The sequence below is a fragment of the Cellulomonas humilata genome (assembly GCF_030814415.1).
Lineage (GTDB): Bacteria > Actinomycetota > Actinomycetes > Actinomycetales > Cellulomonadaceae > Cellulomonas > Cellulomonas humilata_A.
In genome coordinates this window covers 18,548-36,703 of record NZ_JAUSVB010000005.1, presented here as the reverse complement: position 1 = coordinate 36,703, position 18,156 = coordinate 18,548, and the positions used below count along the sequence as shown (strand labels likewise).

19 protein-coding genes are annotated in these 18,156 nt (G+C 71.4%); 6 read left to right on the top strand and 13 right to left on the bottom strand.

The genetic code is table 11. The annotated features are described in order from the left end of the window. Positions 1-27: 27 nt before the first annotated feature. A complete protein-coding gene (locus tag J2X26_RS16460; RefSeq protein ID WP_307493790.1) occupies positions 28-1,314 on the top strand; it encodes an MFS transporter in 1,287 nt (428 codons plus the stop codon). A 10-nt stretch (positions 1,315-1,324) separates the two neighbouring features. Further along, positions 1,325-1,900 (top strand): GNAT family N-acetyltransferase, encoded by a 576-nt coding sequence (locus J2X26_RS16455; RefSeq protein WP_307493789.1) that lies wholly within the window; start codon positions 1,325-1,327, stop codon positions 1,898-1,900. Here the strand turns inward: J2X26_RS16455 and J2X26_RS16450 are convergent. Both J2X26_RS16450 and J2X26_RS16445 read right to left on the bottom strand, forming a co-directional pair. Further along, entirely contained in the window at positions 1,893-3,179 is a 1,287-nt protein-coding gene (locus J2X26_RS16450) for an adenylosuccinate synthase (RefSeq protein WP_307494150.1), read from the bottom strand. The two genes, J2X26_RS16455 and J2X26_RS16450, sit on opposite strands and share 8 nt — an antisense overlap. Positions 3,180-3,304: 125 nt before the next feature. Beyond that, entirely contained in the window at positions 3,305-3,733 is a 429-nt protein-coding gene (locus J2X26_RS16445) for a DUF3151 domain-containing protein (RefSeq protein WP_307493788.1), read from the bottom strand. A 110-nt stretch (positions 3,734-3,843) separates the two neighbouring features. On the opposite strand from J2X26_RS16445, the gene J2X26_RS16440 reads away from it, so the two are divergent. Then, positions 3,844-4,215, top strand: coding sequence for an STAS domain-containing protein (locus J2X26_RS16440; RefSeq protein ID WP_307493787.1), 372 nt, complete (start codon positions 3,844-3,846; stop codon positions 4,213-4,215). On the opposite strand, the gene J2X26_RS16435 is transcribed toward J2X26_RS16440, so the two are convergent. Then, positions 4,212-6,248: an ATP-binding SpoIIE family protein phosphatase gene (locus tag J2X26_RS16435; RefSeq protein ID WP_368671708.1), complete on the bottom strand. Its 2,037-nt coding sequence runs from the start codon at positions 6,246-6,248 to the stop codon at positions 4,212-4,214. The two genes, J2X26_RS16440 and J2X26_RS16435, sit on opposite strands and share 4 nt — an antisense overlap. Positions 6,249-6,416: 168 nt before the next feature. Between J2X26_RS16435 and J2X26_RS16430 the strand changes: the two genes are divergently transcribed. Next, entirely contained in the window at positions 6,417-6,836 is a 420-nt protein-coding gene (locus tag J2X26_RS16430; protein WP_307493786.1) for an STAS domain-containing protein, read from the top strand. A gap of 50 nt (positions 6,837-6,886) precedes the next feature. Here the strand turns inward: J2X26_RS16430 and fbaA are convergent, their stop codons facing one another. From fbaA to J2X26_RS16395, 7 genes are all read right to left on the bottom strand, one after another. Next, positions 6,887-7,912 (bottom strand): class II fructose-bisphosphate aldolase, encoded by a 1,026-nt coding sequence (gene fbaA / locus J2X26_RS16425; RefSeq protein ID WP_055920451.1) that lies wholly within the window; start codon positions 7,910-7,912, stop codon positions 6,887-6,889. Positions 7,913-7,993: 81 nt separating this feature from the next. After that, entirely contained in the window at positions 7,994-8,620 is a 627-nt protein-coding gene (locus J2X26_RS16420) for a TrmH family RNA methyltransferase (RefSeq protein WP_307493785.1), read from the bottom strand. A gap of 21 nt (positions 8,621-8,641) precedes the next feature. Beyond that, the gene (gene arfA / locus J2X26_RS16415) at positions 8,642-10,177 is read right to left on the bottom strand and encodes an arabinosylfuranosidase ArfA (RefSeq protein ID WP_307493784.1); all 1,536 of its coding nucleotides are present in this window, start codon (positions 10,175-10,177) and stop codon (positions 8,642-8,644) included. 32 nt (positions 10,178-10,209) lie between these two features. Continuing rightward, the gene (locus J2X26_RS16410) at positions 10,210-11,139 is read right to left on the bottom strand and encodes a carbohydrate ABC transporter permease (RefSeq protein WP_307493783.1); all 930 of its coding nucleotides are present in this window, start codon (positions 11,137-11,139) and stop codon (positions 10,210-10,212) included. Next, the gene (locus J2X26_RS16405) at positions 11,139-11,984 is read right to left on the bottom strand and encodes a carbohydrate ABC transporter permease (protein ID WP_307494148.1); all 846 of its coding nucleotides are present in this window, start codon (positions 11,982-11,984) and stop codon (positions 11,139-11,141) included. Before J2X26_RS16405 ends, J2X26_RS16410 begins: the two co-directional genes overlap by 1 nt. Before the next feature lie 124 nt (positions 11,985-12,108). Next, complete coding sequence (locus J2X26_RS16400) at positions 12,109-13,476, bottom strand: extracellular solute-binding protein (protein WP_439897866.1); 1,368 nt, start codon at positions 13,474-13,476, stop codon at positions 12,109-12,111. A gap of 153 nt (positions 13,477-13,629) precedes the next feature. Then, positions 13,630-14,634 carry a LacI family DNA-binding transcriptional regulator gene (locus J2X26_RS16395; RefSeq protein WP_307493782.1) on the bottom strand — a complete coding sequence of 335 codons (1,005 nt, stop codon included), beginning with the start codon at positions 14,632-14,634 and terminating at the stop codon, positions 13,630-13,632. An 84-nt stretch (positions 14,635-14,718) separates the two neighbouring features. Here J2X26_RS16395 and J2X26_RS16390 point away from each other — a divergent pair, with 84 nt between their 5' ends. Both J2X26_RS16390 and J2X26_RS16385 read left to right on the top strand, forming a co-directional pair. Then, the gene (locus J2X26_RS16390) at positions 14,719-15,453 is read left to right on the top strand and encodes a VTT domain-containing protein (RefSeq protein WP_307493781.1); all 735 of its coding nucleotides are present in this window, start codon (positions 14,719-14,721) and stop codon (positions 15,451-15,453) included. A 41-nt stretch (positions 15,454-15,494) separates the two neighbouring features. Beyond that, on the top strand, positions 15,495-16,235 hold the full coding sequence (locus J2X26_RS16385; RefSeq protein ID WP_307494146.1) for an HAD-IIA family hydrolase: 741 nt from the start codon (positions 15,495-15,497) through the stop codon (positions 16,233-16,235). On the opposite strand, the gene J2X26_RS16380 is transcribed toward J2X26_RS16385, so the two are convergent. The 3 genes from J2X26_RS16380 to pyrE are packed head-to-tail and all read right to left on the bottom strand — an operon-like array spanning position 16,232 to position 18,152. Continuing rightward, entirely contained in the window at positions 16,232-16,801 is a 570-nt protein-coding gene (locus J2X26_RS16380; protein WP_307493780.1) for a LemA family protein, read from the bottom strand. The genes J2X26_RS16385 and J2X26_RS16380 overlap by 4 nt on opposite strands. 27 nt (positions 16,802-16,828) lie before the next feature. Beyond that, positions 16,829-17,569 (bottom strand): DUF3137 domain-containing protein, encoded by a 741-nt coding sequence (locus tag J2X26_RS16375; RefSeq protein ID WP_307493779.1) that lies wholly within the window; start codon positions 17,567-17,569, stop codon positions 16,829-16,831. Between the two features lie 7 nt (positions 17,570-17,576). Beyond that, entirely contained in the window at positions 17,577-18,152 is a 576-nt protein-coding gene (gene pyrE / locus J2X26_RS16370; RefSeq protein WP_307493778.1) for an orotate phosphoribosyltransferase, read from the bottom strand. Positions 18,153-18,156 lie beyond the last annotated feature (4 nt).

Below are 18,156 nucleotides of genomic sequence, written 5' to 3'. Positions count from 1 at the left end.
CTCTTCAATCCTACCGGGAGCACACCCATGAGCGAGCAGGTCGCCACGCGGGAACCCCTCGGCCGTCGGTTCGCCGCGCACCTCACGGCCACCGGGATGGCGAACCTCGGCGACGGCATCGTGCAGACCGGCGTCCCCCTGTACGCCCTGACGCTCACGCGATCCCCCAGCCAGATCGCCCAGCTCACCGCAGCGGCGTGGCTCCCGTGGCTGGTGTGCGGGCTCGCCGCCGGGGTGGTCGTCGACCGACGCGACCGTAAGTACACCCAGGTGGTCGGGCTCGCCGCCCGCGCGGCCCTGCTCGGGGTCGCAGTCTGGATGGTCGCCTCCGGGCGCATGACGATGCCGGCGCTGACCGTGATCGTGCTGCTCTACGGGGTGACCGACGTGTTCGTCGACCTCGCCGGCTCGGCGCTGGTGCCGGACCTGGTGCCGCGCTCCCGCCTCGAGGCCGCGAACGGGCGGACGCTCGCGGCGCAGCAGGTGATGTCCGCGTTCGTCGGCGGGCCGGTCGCCGGCGCCCTGCTCGCGCTCGGCGCCGGCTGGGTGCTCGGCGTCCCGGCGGGGCTCGGCGTGCTCGCGCTGGTCCTCATCGCCACCCGGATCCCCGGGTCGTACAAGCACGCCGCGCCGCAGAGGCGCTCGGCGACCGCCGAGATCCGCGAGGGCGTCGGCTTCCTGGTCCGGCACCCGGTGCTCCGGCCGCTGCTCGTGGCCGGCAGCGTGATGAACATGGCCAGCACCGGCTACTTCGCCGTGTTCGTGCTCTGGATGGTGGGCCCCGGGTCGCGCGTCGGCCTCGAGCCCGCGCAGTACCCGCTGGTCATCGCGGTCCTGGCGGTCGGCGCGGTGCTCGGCTCGATCGCCGCCGAGCCGCTCGGCCGACGCATCCCCGAGGTCCCGCTGCTGCTGACCTCCTGGATGCTGCAGTCCCTCCTGATGCTGGTCCCTGTGCTCGCGCCCACCGTGCCCGCCATCGCGTCGGGCCTGTTCGTGGTCGGGTTCCTCAACACCACCGGCAACGTGATCTCGCAGTCGATGCGGCAGCGGATGGTCGCGCCCGGGATGCTCGGTCGCGTGGGCGGTGCCAGCCGGACCCTCGCCTACGGGCTCATGCCCGTCGGCGCGCTGCTCGGTGGCCTCGTCGCGGAGCAGTGGGGCCTGTCCGCGGTCTTCCTGGGCGCGACGGCGGTCTGCGTGGCCGGGGTGGCCTACCCGGTCGCGGTCGTCCGGCAGCGCATGGTGGCCGAGCTGGAGCTGCCGCCGGCGCCCGTGGACGAGACCGTGCTGACGGCGACCGCCGGAGCGCGGTAGAACTGGCCGCGTGCCCCGGCTGACAACGCCCGCGATCACCCCCGGAACCCAGCGCGACCTGACCCAGCCGGTGCTCGACGCCGACGGTCTCCGCCTTCGCCCCTGGCACGTCGACGACGCCGCCGTGGTGGTCACCGCCTACGAGGACTCCGACATCCGGCGGTGGCACACGCGGTCCATGAACCTCGACGAGGCCACCGCGTGGGTGACGTCCTGGGCCGGCCGGTGGCACGGCGAGACCGGCGCCGGCTGGGCCCTGGTGCGCGACGGCGCGGTCGTCGGCCAGATCAGCCTGCGGTCGCTCGACCACGGCGACGGGCGCTCGGACATCTCCTACTGGGTGCTGCCCCAGGCGCGCGGACGCGGCACCGCGACCGCCGCCCTGACCGCCGTGAGCACCTGGGCGTTCGAGACGCTCGGCCTGCACCGGATCGAGGTCGACCACTCCGTCGACAACCCCGCGTCGTGCCGGGTGGCCACCCGCGCCGGCTTCCGCCTGGAGGGCACCAAGCGCGGCGACGCCCTGCACGCGGACGGCTGGCACGACATGCACCTGCACGCCCGCGTCGCGGGAGACGTCAGCTGAGCAGCTCGTGCCGGACGATCGTGGCCTCGCGGCCGGGACCGACGCCGATCGAGGAGATGCGGGCGCCCGAGATCTCCTCGAGCCGCAGCAGGTAGCGCTGCGCGGCGGCCGGCAGGTCGTCGAACTCGCGGGCTCCCGAGATGTCCTCGGACCACCCGTCGAGGTACTCGTAGACCGGCGTCGCGTGGTGGAAGTCCGACTGGTCGTACGGCATCTCGTCGAACCGGCGACCCTTGACGTCGTACGCGATGGCGACGGGGATCTTGTCCCGGCCGGTCAGCACGTCGAGCTTGGTGACCACCAGGTCCGTGAGCCCGTTGACGCGGCTGGCGTAGCGGACCACGACGGCGTCGTACCAGCCGGTGCGGCGCGGGCGGCCGGTGGTGGTGCCGAACTCGCCGCCGGTCTGCCGCAGCCACTCACCGTCGTCGTCGAGCAGCTCTGTGGGGAACGGGCCCTCGCCCACGCGGGTGGTGTACGCCTTGGCGACGGCGACGACTCGGTCGATCCTCGTCGGCCCCACGCCCGAGCCGGTGCACGCGCCGCCGGCCGTGGCCGACGAGGACGTGACGAACGGGTAGGTGCCGTGGTCGACGTCGAGCATGGTGGCCTGGCCGGCCTCGAAGACGAGCGTCTTGCCCTCGTCGAGCGCGGTGTTCAGCAGCAGCGGGGTGTCGGCGACCAGGGGGTGCAGGCGGTCGGCGTGGCGCAGCAGGTCGTCGACCGTCTCGTCGACGGTGATCGCGCGCCGGTTGTAGACCTTCACCAGCAGGTGGTTCTTCTGGTCGAGGGCACCCTCGACCTTCTCCCGCAGGATCTTCTCGTCGAAGAGGTCCTGGATGCGGATGCCGACGCGGTTGATCTTGTCGGAGTACGCGGGGCCGATGCCGCGACCGGTGGTGCCGATGCGGCGCTTGCCCAGGAACCGCTCGGTGACCTTGTCGAGCGTGCGGTTGTACGGGGCGATCACGTGGGCGGCCGACGAGACCTTGAGCGCGGAGGTGTCCACGCCGCGGGCCTCGAGCGCGTCGATCTCCTCGAACAGCACCTCGATGTCCACGACGACGCCGTTGCCGATGACCGGGACGACGCCGGGCGACAGGATCCCCGAGGGCAGCAGGTGGAGGGCGTACTTCTCGCCGCCGATCACGACCGTGTGGCCCGCGTTGTTCCCGCCGTTGAACTTCACGACGTAGTCCGTCCGTGCACCGAGCTGGTCGGTGGCCTTGCCCTTGCCCTCGTCGCCCCACTGAGCTCCGAGCACCACGACGGCCGGCATCCAGATCACCACTCCCATGCTGCCTACGGTGCGGACCCGGGTGCTGGAGGTGTGCCGGGGCCGTGCACCGGGCGGCAGTGACCCAGTACCCACAGAGGCTACCGGATCGTCAAGAGATGGTCATGTCACCGCAGGTTCGCGACCTCGCTGACGGAGGTGCCGCTGTCGGCGAGGAACGTCTCGCACCGCGTCGCCTCCTCGGACTCGCCGATGGCCTCCGCGGCCTCTGCGAGCGCGAGCAGCGACCGCAGGAACCCCTCGTTGGGTGCGTGGTCCGCGGGGATCGGGCCGCGGCCGTGCCAGCCCGCACGGCGCAGCGCGTCGAGACCCCGGTGGTAGCCGGTGCGCGCGTACGCGTAGGCAGCCACGGGGTCGCCGTCGTCCGCGAGGGCGTTCTCGGCCAGCAGGGCCCACAGGATCGATGCCGCCGGTGCCGCGGCGACGGCCTCGCGCGGGGAGGAGCCGCTGATGAGCGCGGCACGGGCGTCGGCGTCGGGGCCGTCGGCGGGCAGCAGGGTCGGGGCGGGACCGTCCAGCAGGTTCTCGTGGCTCATCGTCACAGTGTCCCCTACCGCGTGCGACCCGCTGGGAGCGCGACTACAGTCGTCCCGCCGACCTGGACCCTTGTTCGGTGCGCACCTCCCCCCCTCCAGACAGGGTGCCCATGATCGAGATCTCGACGTCCGCGACGACGACGACGCTGACCGTCGCCGGCGACCTGGACCTCGCCGAGCGTGACCAGTTCCCCGAGATCGCCGCGCGCGTCGTGGGGCTGCGCCGCCAGCTCGTGGTCATCGACATGTGCCGCGTGACCTTCATGGACTCGACCGGTGCGGCGTTCCTCATCTCGCTGGCGGACGCCGGCCGCAAGCGTGGCGGCGCGACGGTCCTGCGCGGGGCGGACCCGCGGGACCTGTTCGTCATCGAGATCTGCGGTGCCCTCGACCTGTTCCGCATCGACACGGACCACCGGTGCGAGTCGGGCGTCGAGCCGTCGGACTTCCGCCGTCCCGACGGGGCCTCCGCCCCGGCCTAGCGGCTGCCGGCGGGCAGCGACCCCGGTCGCACCTTCGCCCAGACCAGCTTGCCGCCGCGGGACTGCCGCCAGCCCCAGTCCGCGAGCCGTTCCACGATCTGCATGCCGAAGCCCCCCACGCGCCCGGGATGCCCGTCCGTGGTGACCGGCGGCGCCGGGTTGGCGTCCTCGACCTCGATGCGCAGGCCGTCCCCGGTGTCGTAGAGCTGCAACGAGACGTGCCCGAACCCGTGCAGCACGGCGTTCGCGACGAGCTCGGAGACGACCAGCTCCGCGTTCGCCGCGTCCTCGATCCCCCACGCCTGACAGGTCCGCACCACCGCGTGCCGCGCGCGCCCGATCGAGGCCGCCTCGCTGGGCAGCGACCAGCGCCGCCGGCGGGGGCTGCGGGTGCGCCCGGAGGTGTCCAGCGGCGATGGCACCCGCACGACCACGACGGCGACGTCGTCCTCGGGGTGGTCCGCGAGCCGCGACAGCAGCTCCTCGCCGACGCCCGCCGCGTCGCGCGCTGTGACACCGGCGGCCACGGCCGACAGCGCGGCGAGCCCGTCGCGCAGGCCACGGTCGCGCCGCTCGATGAGACCGTCCGTGTAGTAGACGACGACGTCACCGGCGTCGAGGTCGACCGCACCCGTGCTCCGGGGCACGCCGCCGAAGCCGATCAGCGGTCCCCCGGCCGCGTCGAGCGGGGTGACGCGCCCCGCCCGGACGAGCAGCGCCGGCAGGTGACCCGCGCGCGAGTACTCCAGCCGCCAACGGTCCTCGGAGCGCGTCAGGGTCGACAGGACCAGACCGGCCGGGCGCGGCACCCGCATGCCGGCGACGAGCTGGTCGACCCGCTCCAGCACCGGGCCGGGCGTCGTGATGTCGAAGATGTAGGAGCGGACCACCGAGCGCAGCTGACCCATCGACGCCGCAGCCTCGACGTCGTGGCCGACGACGTCCCCGATGACCACGCCGACGACGTCCGGGCTGACCTGGAGCACGTCGTACCAGTCGCCGCCCACCTGGGCGTTCTCCGAGTTCGGCGCGTAGTACGTCCACACGTCGAGGCCGTCGACCTCGGCCTGCTCGGGGAGCATCGCCCGCTGGAGGGTCTCGGCCAGCCGGTGCTCGCGGTCGTAGAGGCGTGCGTTGTCGATGACCAGCCCGACACGGCGGGCCGTGAGGTCCAGGACGGTGCGCACGGACGGCTCCAGGCCGTGCAGGCCGTGGCCGTCGTGCGCGTGCACGACGAGCACCCCGAGGACCCGGCGGCGACCGGGCAGCGGGAAGACGAGGACCGAGCGGCTCTCAGCCGTGTCGGCCAGGCCCAGCTCGGTCTCGGCCTGCTGGGCCAGCCACGCCGACGCGCTCCCGAGCCCGTACGAGCCGCCGAGCGCCAGCTCCACCGGCCGGTCGATCTCGGCGTCGAGGAGCTGCTGGACGGCGTCCGGCCCCACGTCCCGCACCGTCGGCCCCTCCCCGTGGCGCGAGCCCTTGCCGGTGGGCGGGCGCCCCGCGTCGATCCCGTCGGCCACCCGCAGCCCACCGTCGTTGAGGTAGAACGCGGCCCAGCCGACGACCGCCCGCCGCAGGATCGCCGCGATCTCGCGCAGCGCGTGCGGGTCGTCGACGTCCATGAGGAGGTCCGAGACCTGCGCGATGAGCCCGAGGCTGCGCCGCTCGCGGCGTTCCGTCTCCACCATCGCCGCCTGCTCGGCGTCGTGCGACAGCTGTTCGGTCAGGTCCTGGAGCGCGGCGACCCAGTGGGTCAGGGGACCGTCACCGCCGGCGTGGACCGGGGACAGGTGCACGCGGCAGGCGAGCTGGGTGCCGTCGGCACGTCGCAGGACGATCGTGTGGGCGATCTCCCGCCCGGCGCGGAGCTCGTCGAGCAACCGGAGCAGGTCGGGCGGCTGCAGCGCTGAGTCCGCCAGCACCGCCGCCTGTCGGAGCTGCGCCTCCTCCACGCCGTAGCCGGTGACCCGCTCGAACGCGTCGTTCACCCAGATCACGGGCAGGTTCGTCGTCGTCGCATCCAGCAGCGCCATCGGCACGGAAGTGGACTTCAGGGCACGGTCGCGGACCTCGGCCAGGGCCCGATCGGGAAGGGGGGAGGCGTGGGAGTTGACCACCACCACCTCCCATCGTCTAGCGTTCCGAACAGGCAAGTCGTCGAGAAGCGGCGCGGGCCTGCCGAAGAACCTGAAAGGAGCGCCGTGCGCGACGGTAACAGCACGATCCCCGACGGGCCTGCGGACGTCTCGCAGGCCGACCAGGGTGCAGGGATCGTCGGTGAGCCGGGGGCTGTGCAGGTCATCGTGGGGACCGACGCCACTCGCATCGTGCTCTCGGGCGAGGTCGACGCCGACCTCGGCCCCGAGCTGCAGGAGGCGACGGCGGAGGCCGAGCAGGTGGGGCTGCCCATCGAGGTGGACGCCCACCATGTGACGTTCATGGACTCGTCCGGTGTCGCGTTCCTGGCCCGCCTGTCCATCCGGTCCCAGCACCGCGTCCGGCTCCTGCGGGTACCGCCCACCGTGCGGTTCCTGCTCGAGGTCACCCGGATCGGTGAGCTCCTGGACGTCGTCGAGGGGGACGAGTCCGAGTTCCAACCGGTCGGGGACAGCACGAGCTGACACACAGGAAAGGCCCCCGGGTGACCGGGGGCCTTTCCTGTGCTCGGACGTCAGGCGCCGAGCGTGTGCCCGGCCGAGCGGAGCTGCTGCGCGGCCTCGACGAGGCGCTTCGCCATGCCGGCCTCGGCGAGCTTGCCCCAGGCGCGCGGGTCGTAGGCCTTCTTGTTGCCCACCTCGCCGTCCACCTTGAGCACGCCGTCGTAGTTGCGGAAGAAGTGGTCCGCCACCGGACGGCTGAACGCGTACTGCGTGTCCGTGTCGATGTTCATCTTGATGACACCGTTGTCGACGGCCTCGGCGATCTCGGCCTCGGTCGAACCGGAGCCACCGTGGAACACCAGGTCGAACGGGTTCTCCTTGCCGATGGCGTCGCCGACGGCCTTCTGGATCTCCGCGAGGATCGACGGACGCAGCTTGACCGCACCCGGCTTGTAGACGCCGTGCACGTTGCCGAACGTGAGGGCCGTCAGGTAGCGGCCCTTCTCGCCCGCACCGAGCGCCTTGACCGTGGCCAGGCCGTCCTCGACGGTCGTGTACAGCTTGTCGTTGATCTCGGCCGTGTGGCCGTCCTCCTCACCACCGACGACGCCGACCTCGATCTCGAGGATCGTGCGGGCAGCGACGGAGAGCTCCAGGAGCTCCTCGGCGATGATCAGGTTCTCGTCGAGCGGCACGGACGAGCCGTCCCACATGTGCGACTGGAACGTGGGGAGCTTGCCGGCCTTGACCTGCTCGATCTCGAGCGCGAGCAGCGGCCGCACCCAGGAGTCGAGGTTCTGCTTGGCGCAGTGGTCGGTGTGCAGGGCGACGGTGATCGGGTAGCCCTTGGCCACCTCGGCCGCGTACGCCGCGAGGGCCAGCGAACCGGCGATGCGGTCCTTGACGGTCGAGCCGGCCGCGTACTCGGCGCCGCCGACGGACACCTGGATGATGCCATCGGACTCCGCCTCGGCGAAGCCCTGCAGTGCGGCGGTGACGCTCTGGGACGACGTGACGTTCACGGCCGGGTAGGCGAACTTGCCCGCCTTCGCCCGGTCGATCATCTCGGCGTAGACCTCGGGGGTGGCGATGGCCATCTGCAGCATCTCCTGCGCGTAGAGGGGAGGGGGTATCGCATCGATTCTGGCACGCCCGCATGACCCGACGCCCGGGACGTTCTACCCCTGGACAGCTCCCGGTGCGTGCCGGGCGATCCAGGCGTGCATGGCGATCGCGGCCGCGGCGCCCGCGTTGATCGAGCGGGTCGAGCCGAACTGGGCGATGTGCAGGACGTCGACGGCGGCGTCGCGGGCCGCGTCGGACAGCCCGACGGACTCCTGGCCGAACAACAGCACGCACGCGCGCGGGATCGGGTAGCCCTCCAGGGCGACGGAGCCGGGCAGGTTGTCGACGCCCAGCACCGGGAGGTCGTGCTCGGCCGCCCAGGAGACCAGGTCCTCGACCGTCGGGTGGTGCCGGACGTGCTGGTAGCGGTCGGTGACCATGGCGCCGCGACGGTTCCAGCGGCGGTTGCCGACGATGTGCACCTCGGCGGCCAGGAACGCGTTGGCGGTGCGGACGACCGAGCCGATGTTCATGTCGTGCGCCCAGTTCTCGATCGCCACGTGGAACGGGTGCCGACGGGTGTCGAGGTCGGCGACGATCGCCTCGACCGTCCAGTACCGGTAGCGGTCGACGACGTTGCGACGGTCCCCCTCGGCCAGCAGCCCGGGGTCGAAGCGGGCGTCAGACGGCCACTCGCCCTCCCACGGCCCGACCCCGACCTCCGCGCGCTCCTCGTCCACGGCGCCACGGTAACGGCGTCCTCAGGCCGGAGTGACCTCCAGCTCCACCACCGCCCAGCACAGCGGCGGCAGCCGCAGGCTCACGGTGCCGCCGTCGGCCCGCACCCCGTCGAGCGGGCGGAGGCCGACCCGGTCCTGGGCGTCCTGCGCGTTGGTGGTGTGCCGGTCGCCGCCCTCGGGCACGGTCAGCACCTCGGCACGCCTGACCTGCCCCGCCGTCCAGCCGCGCACGTCGACCGTGACCTCCGCGTCCTCGTCGAGACCGCGGTGCGCCAGGAAGAGCGCGACGCGGCCGTGCTCCTCGTCCCAGGTGGCGGAGACGTCGACCAGGTCCACCGCGTCGAACTTCGCGCTGTCGTACCGGTCCGAGGTGACGGCGGTCCGCAGGATGACCCCGCGGGCCAGCGCCGCAGTCCGCGCGAACGGCCAGAAGATCGACTGCCGCCACGCGGGGCCGCCCTCCTCCGAGCGGATGGGGGCGATGACGTTGACCAGCTGGGCCTGGTTGGCGATCTTCACGCGGTCGCCGTGCCGCAGCAGCGAGTTGAGGAACGTGCCGACGACGACCGCGTCGGTGACCGAGTACTCGTCCTCGATGATCCGCGGGTGCTCGCGCCACGCGCCGGCCTTCTCGATGACGTGCGGCTGGTCCTCGGTGTCCTTGCCGGTGGCGTACCAGACGTTCCACTCGTCGAACGAGAGATCGATGTGCTTCTTGTGCTTGCCCTTCGCGCGGACGGCGTCGGCCGTGGCGACCACCGACTCGATGAAGTAGTCCATGTCGACCGCGCTGGCCAGGAAGCTCGCGTGGTCGCCGTCGTGCTCCTGGTAGTAGGCGTGCAGCGAGACGTAGTCGACCTGGTCATAGGCGTGCCCGAGAACCGTCTGCTCCCACGCGCCGAACGTCGGCATCCCCGAGTTGGAGGAGCCGCACGCGACCAGCTCGATCCGCGGGTCCACCAGCCGCATCGCCTTGGCGGCCTCCTGGGCAAGCCGGCCGTACTCGTCGGCGGTCTTGGCGCCCATCTGCCACGGGCCGTCCATCTCGTTGCCCAGGCACCACAGCCGGATGTCGAACGGGTCCTCGTGACCGTTCTTGCGCCGCCGGTCGGACAGCTCGGTGCCGCCGGGGTGGTTGGCGTACTCGACCAGCGCGCGCGCCTCCTCGACGCCCCGGGTGCCCAGGTTGACGGCCTCCATGACCTCGACATCGGCCACGCGCGCCCAGTCGACGAACTCGTGCAGCCCGAACGCGTTGGTCTCGACCGTGTGCCAGGCACCGTCCAGCCGCCGGGGCCGGTCGGGGCCGACGCCGTCCTCCCAGGCGTACCCGGAGACGAAGTTGCCCCCGGGGTACCGGATGACCGTCGCCCCGAGCTCCTTGACCAGGTCGAGGACGTCACGACGGAAGCCCTGGTCGTCGGCCGTCGGGTGGCCGGGCTCGTAGATGCCGGTGTAGACGCACCGGCCCATGTGCTCGACGAACGACCCGAAGATCCGCCGGGGTACCTCCCCGACGACGAAGTCGCGGTCGAGCGTGACGCGTGCGCGGGACATGGATCTCCTCCGAGGCTGGTGCTGCGTGCGTGCTACTGGCCGCCGAAACCGGTGGTGGCGAAGCCCTTGATGATCTGGCGCTGGAAGAACAGGAAGACGACGACCAGCGGGAGCGCGGCGAGCACGGCCGACGCCATGACCTGCGCGTACTGCAGGCCGTAGGCGCTCTTCACCGTCTGCAGGCCGACCGGCAGGGTCATCAGGGACGCGTCGCTCGTGGCGATGAACGGCCACAGGAAGTTGTTCCACGCCGCGATGAACACGAAGATCGCGACGGCCGCCATGATCGGCCGCGACAGCGGCAGCACGATCGACCAGAACACCCGCAGGCGGCCGGCGCCGTCGATGCGCGCCGCGTCCTCGAGCTCGACCGGGATCTGGTCGAAGAACTTCTTCAGGATGAACACCATGGCCGGGTGCACCACCTGAGGCAGGATCACGGCCCAGTAGGTGTCGACGAGGTTGAGCGTGAGCATCTCGTAGAACAGCGGGACGATGAGCACCTGCGGCGGGATGATGATCGACGCGATGATCGCCCAGAACAGCCAGCGCCGGCCGGTGAAGTCGAGCCGCGAGAACGCGTAGGCCGCGAGCGCGGTCACAGCGAGCGTGATGAGCGTGATCGCCGTGGCGGTGATCAGGCTGTTCCACGTCCAGAGCGGGATGTTCCCCTCGCGCAGCACGTTGGCGTAGGCCTCGGTGGTGAAGCCGTCGGGCGGCAGCCAGGAGACCGGTGTCGCGGCGGCGGACGTCTCCGTCTTGAAGGACGTCGCGACCGCCCACAGGAACGGCAGGAGCCAGAACACGGCGAGGATGACGAGCGCGACGATCGCGCCGATGCGACCTGGGCTGGCGAACCTCTCACCGATGCGCAGGCCCGCCTTGTCGGCGAACCGCCCGCGCTGCTTGTGGACGGGGCCCGGTGCGGCGGCGTTGGGCTGGGGAGCAACCGTGGTGGTCATCAGGCACTCCTCCTCGTCGTCAGCCGCATCTGGCCGACCGAGATGATCACGATGATGGCGAAGAAGATGTAGGCGATCGACGACGCGTACCCGAACCGGTAGCCCGTGAAGCCCACCTCGAAGACGTACTGGACGACCGGTCGGGTCACGCCCCCGGGTCCGCCCTGCGTCATGATGTAGATCTGGTCGAAGACCTTCAGCGAGGCCAGGACCTGCAGGATCACGATGAGCACGGTGGTCGGGCCCAGCTGCGGGACCGTGATCGACCGCAGCTGCCGCCACCGGCCGGCGCCGTCCAGCGCGGACGCCTCGTACTGCTGCTCGGGGATGTTCTGCAGGGCCGTCAGGTACAGCAGGAAGTTGAACCCGACGGTCCACCACAGCGTCATGATGACCACCGCGAGCATCGCCCACTGTGGGTCCTGCAGCCAGGCGATCTGCTCGACGCCCACCGCCCCGAGCACGTAGTTCACGAGGCCGAGCTGCGGGTTGTACATCCAGATCCAGAACTGCGCAGCGACGGTCGAGGCCAGCAGGAACGGCATGAAGAACGACAGCCGCCACAGCCACTGCCCGGGCAGTCCCTGGTGCACCAGCAGCGCCAGGATCAGCGCGACGACCACCAGCGGCACGGTCGACAGAACCGTGAACCACAGGGTGTTGAGCAGGGAGCGCCACATGATCGGGTCGCGCAGCGCCTCGGCGTAGTTGTCGAAGCCGATGAGCTCGCCACCGGCACCGGTGATGCTCTCCCCGGTGAAGCTGAGGTAGAAGCCGTGCACCAGCGGCCAGATGAGGAACATCACGAAGACGATGACGAACGGGGCGACGAAGGCCCAGCCGATGCGGTTGTCGCGGGCGCGGCGTTCACGTTCGCCGCGCCGGACCTCCTCGGCCGTCGTGGTGCGCGGCGGCGCGCCGGTGGCCGAGGCGTCGAGAGCTGCAGAGGACACGGTCAACTCCTTCGGGTCACACCGGGTTGGGCTTGGCGAGCTGCACGTTCACGCGGCGGACGAAGGCGGCGAAGCCCTCTGCCGGGTCGGCGCCGTCCAGGTAGACGCTCTGGACGGTCTCCAGGAAGTAGTTCTGGAAGTCGCTTCCGGACCCGGTGAACCACGCCTCCGGGTCGTAGTTGAGGATCTCCGCGGCGGCCGCGTAGTGCGCCTGCGGGACGAGCGCCTGGTACTCGGCGCTCTGCACCACCGGCTGGTAGCCGGGGATGTGCCCGGCCTCGGCCCAGCCGAGCGAGTTCTGCAGGAGGTCGGCGACGAACTGGTAGCTCGCCCGCCGTTGCTCCGGGTCGGGGCTCGACTGGTGCGGCAGCGTGAACGCGTGCGAGTCGGCGTACGCGGCCGGCGTGCCGAACAGCGTCGGGATCGGCTGCGCGTCGAACGCGAGACCGGAGCTCTTGGCGGTCGGCAGCTCCCACACGCCGGTGAAGAACATCCCGCTCTCGCCGGACATGAACTCCGAGACCGCCGTGCCGTAGTCGCCGCTGGGCGTGCAGATGGTGCCGTCGAGGAGCTGCTGGATGAACTCGAGCGACTCCACGGCGGCGGCGTCGTCGACCTTCGCGGTCAGTCCGGACAGGTCGAAGTCGGCGTCGTGCTGCTTGTAGAGCGTGTAGAACAGCCGCCACATCTGGGCGCCGTCGCCCAGGTACCCGTAGGACAGGCCGTGCTTGCCGGTCACCGCCTGCATCGCGCGGGCGACCTCGAGGAACTGGTCGGGGCTGTCGATCGGGGCCAGCTGGCCGTCCGGGCCGAGGACGCCGGCCTGATCGGCCACGTCGAGGTTGTACATCATGATGAACGGGTGCGAGTCGAGGGCGATCGAGTACTGCTTGCCGTCCAGCCCGCCCTTGGCCCAGACGCGTTCGAGGAAGTCCGACTCCGCGACGCCGAGCTCGGCCAGCAGGTCCAGGTCCCACGGGTCCAGCAGCCCGCCGGGCGCGTAGCCCGCCACGCGTGACGCGTGCATGATCGCGACGTCGGGCGACCGCCCGCCGACGCTCGCCATCGCCAGCTTGGTGTAGTACGGCGCGCCCCAGGCCAGCACGGTCTGGGTCGCCTCGTACCCGTGGTCGAGGGCGTTCACCTTGTCGACGAGGCCGGCCATGTTGATGCCGTCTCCGCCGCTGAGCAGGTGCCAGTAGGCGAGCTCGTGCAGGCCGCTCGCCGACGCCGACGGAGCGCAGCCGGCGAGCGAGGAGGCTGCGGCGACGCCTCCGACGGTGGCGAGGGACCCGATCAGCATCTGGCGCCGGGTGAGGCCCTGACCGGGTGGGAGGACTGCGTCGCCGGCGGTGCGCCGGTGCGCGAAGTGGTGCAGTGCCATGCCCTCACTCCTTCGTGAGACGCGTCCGACGTCGTCGTCGGTAGCCAGGTCCGGCGTCGTCGCCGTGTCCGGTTCGCATCATTACATCGTTGGAACGGACAGGCAACATAGACGCGCTCACCCGTGTCACACCCGCTCTGACCAGCGGCGACGTCAGCCGGTGCTGGCGCGTACGACGACCCGGTGGGGATGCACCAGCTGCCGCAGAGGCCGGTCGGGGTCGGCGATCCGCCCGCTGAGCAGCTCCAGAGCGGCCACCGCGTAGGTCCGCAGATCGAAGGCCACCGTGGTCAGCGGAGGCACCGCGTACCGGGCGGCGGCGACGTCGTCGAACCCCGCCACCGCGACGTCGTCAGGGACCCGCAGCCCGCGCTCCCACAGCACGCTCAGAACCCCGAGCGCCATCGAGTCGGTGAAGCAGACGAACGCATCAGGGGCGGCGTGCCGCGCCAGGTGGGCGCGGGTCGCGTCGACCGCCTGCTCCGTCGTCCAGTGCCGCACGGGGATCTCGAGGTCCGGGTCGTGCGCCACCCCCGCCACCGCGAGGGCCGCCCGGTACCCCTCGGTGCGCTGCCGCGCCGCCGCGGTCTCCACGCCCGCCGGTGGTGTGCCCAGCGCGGCGATGCGTCGCCGGCCCGTCGCCAGCAGGTGCTCCGTGACGTCCCGCGAGGCCAGCACGCTGTCCACGCCCACGTGGTCGGCCCGGTCCTGGACGACCTCGCCGATGAGCACCGTCGGCGGCAGCGGCCCGCGGACCACGGGCACGACGGAGTCCGCGAGGGAGACGGGGTTGAGCACGAGCCCGTCGACCAGGTGCGACCGTGCGCGGGACAGCAGGTCCCGCTCGCGTCCTGGCTCGGCAGCCGTCTCCTCGATCTGCACCGACCAGCCGCGCGCGTGCGCCTCCTCGACGAAGTGGTGCGCCAGCTCGGCCGAGTACGCCGTCGACAGGTCGGGCAGCGCCAGGGCGATGAGCCCGTACCGCCCGTTGCGCAGCCCGCGCGCGCCGAGGTTGGGCACGTAGTCGAGCTCGGCCAGCGCGCGCTCCACCCGCTCACGGGTCTCCGGACGCACGAACACGACCCCGTGGATGACGTTGGAGACGGTCTTGGGCGACACCCCTGCCCGGGCAGCGACATCCTTCACGGTGGCCCGCACGGTGCCATTGTTCAGCACGGCGGCGCACACGCTCCGCACAACCCGGCCACGGGCTGCCCACCGACGGCCCCGTACTCTGGTCGCATGCTGATGACGACCGCCCTCACGGCCGCCGGACCTGTTGCTGCCCTCGGGCCCGACTTCCTCAACGCCGACTACCTGATCGAGTCGTTCGGCACCGCCGCGCTCATCGGGATCGCGCTCGTCATCTTCGTCGAGACCGGCCTGCTGTTCCCGATCCTCCCCGGCGACTCGCTGCTGTTCACCGCCGGGGCGCTCGTGGCGCAGGACTCGCTCGACATCAATATCTGGGTGCTCTGCCTGGTCCTCTTCGCCGCCGCGTTCCTCGGCGACCAGACCGGCTACCTCATCGGCCGCACCGTCGGGCCCAAGGTGTTCAACAAGCCGGACTCGCGCTTCTTCAAGAAGAAGTACATCGACCAGACCTACGCGTACTTCGACAAGTACGGCGGCCGCACGATCGTCGTCGCCAGGTTCGTGCCCATCGTGCGCACCTACGCCCCCGTCGCCGCCGGCGTCGGCGGGATGCGGTACCGCTACTTCGTCAGCTACAACGTGATCGGTGCGCTGCTCTGGGCGGTCGGCGTGACCCTGCTCGGCTACTGGCTGGGCAACTTCACGTTCATCAAGGAGAACATCGAGATCCTGCTGATCGTCGTGGTCGGCCTCTCGGTGATCCCCATCGGCATCGAGCTCCTGCGCGCCCGCCGCAAGGGAGCCGAGCCCGAGGAGCGCGACACGCGCTACGACGACCAGGCCGAGCGCGACGAGGTCGAGCGCAAGGCGTTCGGCGCGTGACGCACCACGGCCCCCGCGAGATCCGCTCGTGGCTGTCCGACATGGACGGTGTCCTCGTGCACGAGGGAACCGCCCTGCCCGGAGCCGCGGAGTTCGTCAAGGCGCTCCGCGACGGTGACCGCCCGTTCCTCATCCTGACCAACAACTCGATCTTCACCACACGGGACCTGCGCGCACGCCTGGCCGCGTCCGGGATCGACGTCCCCGAGGACGCCATCTGGACCTCCGCGCTCGCCACCGCGCAGTTCCTCGTCGACCAGATGCCGAACGGCTCCGCCTACGTCATCGGCGAGGCCGGGCTGACCACAGCGTTGTACGAGGCCGGCTACACGCTGACCGCCGCGCAGCCGGACTTCGTGGTCCTCGGCGAGACGCGCACGTACTCCTTCGAGGCGATCACGCAGGCCATCCGCCTGATCCAGGGCGGCGCCCGGTTCATCGCCACCAACCCGGACGTCACCGGGCCGTCGGCCGACGGTGACCTGCCGGCCACCGGTGCGGTCGCCGCGATGATCAGCGCCGCCACCGGCCGTCAGCCCTACTTCGTCGGCAAGCCCAACCCGATGATGATCCGCTCCGCGCTCAACCGGATCGACGCCCACTCGGAGACCACCGTCATGGTCGGCGACCGGATGGACACCGACGTCGTCGCCGGCATCGAGGCCGGGCTGCGGACGTTCCTGGTCCTGTCCGGGTCCACGCGGCTGGCCGACGTGGAGAGCTTCCCGTTCCGCCCGACCGAGATCCTCGACTCCGTGCAGGACCTGATCGGTCGGGTCTAGAAGCTCACCTCAGGAGCGGCTCGGACGCTCGGCTCCTCGACCTCGAAGTACTCGGCCCGCTCGAAGTGGAACATGCCGGCGATGATGTTCGGCGGGAACGACTCGACCTTCGTGTTCAGCTCGCGGACGTTCGCGTTGTAGAACCGGCGGCCCGCCGCGATGCGGTCCTCGGTGTTGGTCAGCTCGGCCTGCAGCTGCTGGAAGTTCTCGCTGGCCCGCAGCACGGGGTAGGCCTCCGCCACGGCGAACAGCCGACCGAGCGCCTGCGTGAGCTGGTTCTCCTGGACGGCCTGCTCGGCCGGGCCGGAGGCCGGTCCGGCGGCAGCGGCACGGGCGCGGGCGACCTCGTCGAACACGCCGCGCTCGTGGGCCGCGTAGCCCTTGACCGTCTCGACGAGGTTCGGGATCAGGTCGTGGCGGCGGTGCAGCTCGACGTCGATCTGCCGCCACGCCTCCTGGACCAGGTTCCGCAGCCGGACGAAGCCGTTGTACGTGGTGACGGCCCAGATGAGGGCGATCACGACGATCACGGCGATGACGATCAGGACGATGACACCGGTGGTCACAGCAGGGCCTCTCGGAGGTCGGGCGGTTCAGGAGATCGTAGCGTCGGGCGGTGCGGGAGCGGCGTCAGGTTGCCCGATCGTGGTCGGGGTGGGGTCGTAGCCGTGGTCCTGCCAGACGTGCCGCGGGACGGAGCGCACCACGGCGGAGAGCAGGCCGAGCCGGGGTCCCAGGCGGTCGAGGTCGGTGGTCCCCGACTCCCACGACAGGATCCAGGTGCCGTCGATGCGCCAGGCGTTGCCGAGGGCGTCGGGGCGCAGCAGGCGCTCCATCAGCCGCGGGTGCAGGATCGCGTGCCCGGTCCGCTGGTCCCTCGCCGCGACCCGGTAGGCGCGGTTGAACGCCTCGGACTCGAACTGGACGTCCTGCGCGCCCACCAGCTTGGCCAGCCGGGCACCGATCCCCTCGGGGGTCACCTCGACGGTCGGCAGGAACGTGGGCAGGGCCAACCCGACGACGTGCGCGTGGTGGGTGGTCCGGTTCTTCCCGCTGCCGGTGGTCCACTGGTAGGTGAACGAGAGCGCCGACCGCGAGTCGTACGTGCCGCGCAGGACCTCGATGGCCCGTCGGCTGCTCCCCTGCCCGAACGGCTGCCCGCGCGAGATGTCCACGAGCGCCCGCTCGGACTGCGCGTAGGTCCACCCGTTGCGCAGCGCCCACGCCCGGAACCGCTCGTGGCGCTTCTTCTGCACCCAGTACCCGGCGACGAACAGGCCGAGCGTGACGACCAGGCCGAGGACGACCAGGACTCCGAACAGGCCGTCGCCCATGCTCGGGTCAGGCCAGACCGAGGTCGGTCAGGCTGAACAGGTAGTGGTACGGCACGCCGAGCGCCTCGATCTTGGCCTGCGCACCGGTCGCGCGGTCGACGATGACGGCGGCACCCAGCACCTCGGCACCCGCCTCGCGCGCGGCCTCGATCGCCGCGATGGGCGAGCCGCCCGTGGTCGACGTGTCCTCCAGGATGACGACCTTGCGGCCGGCGATGTCCGGGCCCTCGACGCGGCGCTGCATGCCGTGCGCCTTGGCCTCCTTGCGGACGACGAACGCGTCGAGGTCCTGACCGCGGGACGCGGCCGCGTGCAGCAGCGCGGTCGCGACGGGGTCGGCGCCGAGCGTCAGGCCGCCGACGGCGTCGATCTCCGCAGTGCCCAGGCCGACCTCCTCCAGCCGGTCCAGCAGCAGGTGACCGATCAGCGGGGCGGCGCGGTGGTGCAGCGTCACGCGGCGCAGGTCCACGTAGTAGTCGGCCTCACGGCCGGACGACAGCGTGACCTTCCCGTGGACGACCGCGAGGGTCCGGATGAGGTCGAGCAGCTGCTCGCGGGGCGTCGGGGAGAGGTCGTGGGTCACGGCG

Excerpts from the sequence above, each read along its gene's own strand:
- arfA (WP_307493784.1), bottom strand. The coding sequence starts at position 10,177 with ATGTCCCGCGCACGCGTCACGCTCGACCGCGACTTCGTCGTCGGGGAG.
- J2X26_RS16375 (WP_307493779.1), bottom strand. The coding sequence starts at position 17,569 with ATGGGCGACGGCCTGTTCGGAGTCCTGGTCGTCCTCGGCCTGGTCGTC.
- J2X26_RS16390 (WP_307493781.1), top strand. The coding sequence starts at position 14,719 with ATGCTGATGACGACCGCCCTCACGGCCGCCGGACCTGTTGCTGCCCTC.
- fbaA (WP_055920451.1), bottom strand. The coding sequence starts at position 7,912 with ATGGCCATCGCCACCCCCGAGGTCTACGCCGAGATGATCGACCGGGCG.
- J2X26_RS16400 (WP_439897866.1), bottom strand. The coding sequence starts at position 13,476 with ATGGCACTGCACCACTTCGCGCACCGGCGCACCGCCGGCGACGCAGTC.
- J2X26_RS16385 (WP_307494146.1), top strand. The coding sequence starts at position 15,495 with ATGGACGGTGTCCTCGTGCACGAGGGAACCGCCCTGCCCGGAGCCGCG.
- J2X26_RS16440 (WP_307493787.1), top strand. The coding sequence starts at position 3,844 with ATGATCGAGATCTCGACGTCCGCGACGACGACGACGCTGACCGTCGCC.
- J2X26_RS16445 (WP_307493788.1), bottom strand. The coding sequence starts at position 3,733 with ATGAGCCACGAGAACCTGCTGGACGGTCCCGCCCCGACCCTGCTGCCC.
- J2X26_RS16460 (WP_307493790.1), top strand. The coding sequence starts at position 28 with ATGAGCGAGCAGGTCGCCACGCGGGAACCCCTCGGCCGTCGGTTCGCC.
- J2X26_RS16410 (WP_307493783.1), bottom strand. The coding sequence starts at position 11,139 with ATGACCACCACGGTTGCTCCCCAGCCCAACGCCGCCGCACCGGGCCCC.
- J2X26_RS16450 (WP_307494150.1), bottom strand. The coding sequence starts at position 3,179 with ATGCCGGCCGTCGTGGTGCTCGGAGCTCAGTGGGGCGACGAGGGCAAG.
- J2X26_RS16435 (WP_368671708.1), bottom strand. The coding sequence starts at position 6,248 with ATGGCGCTGCTGGATGCGACGACGACGAACCTGCCCGTGATCTGGGTG.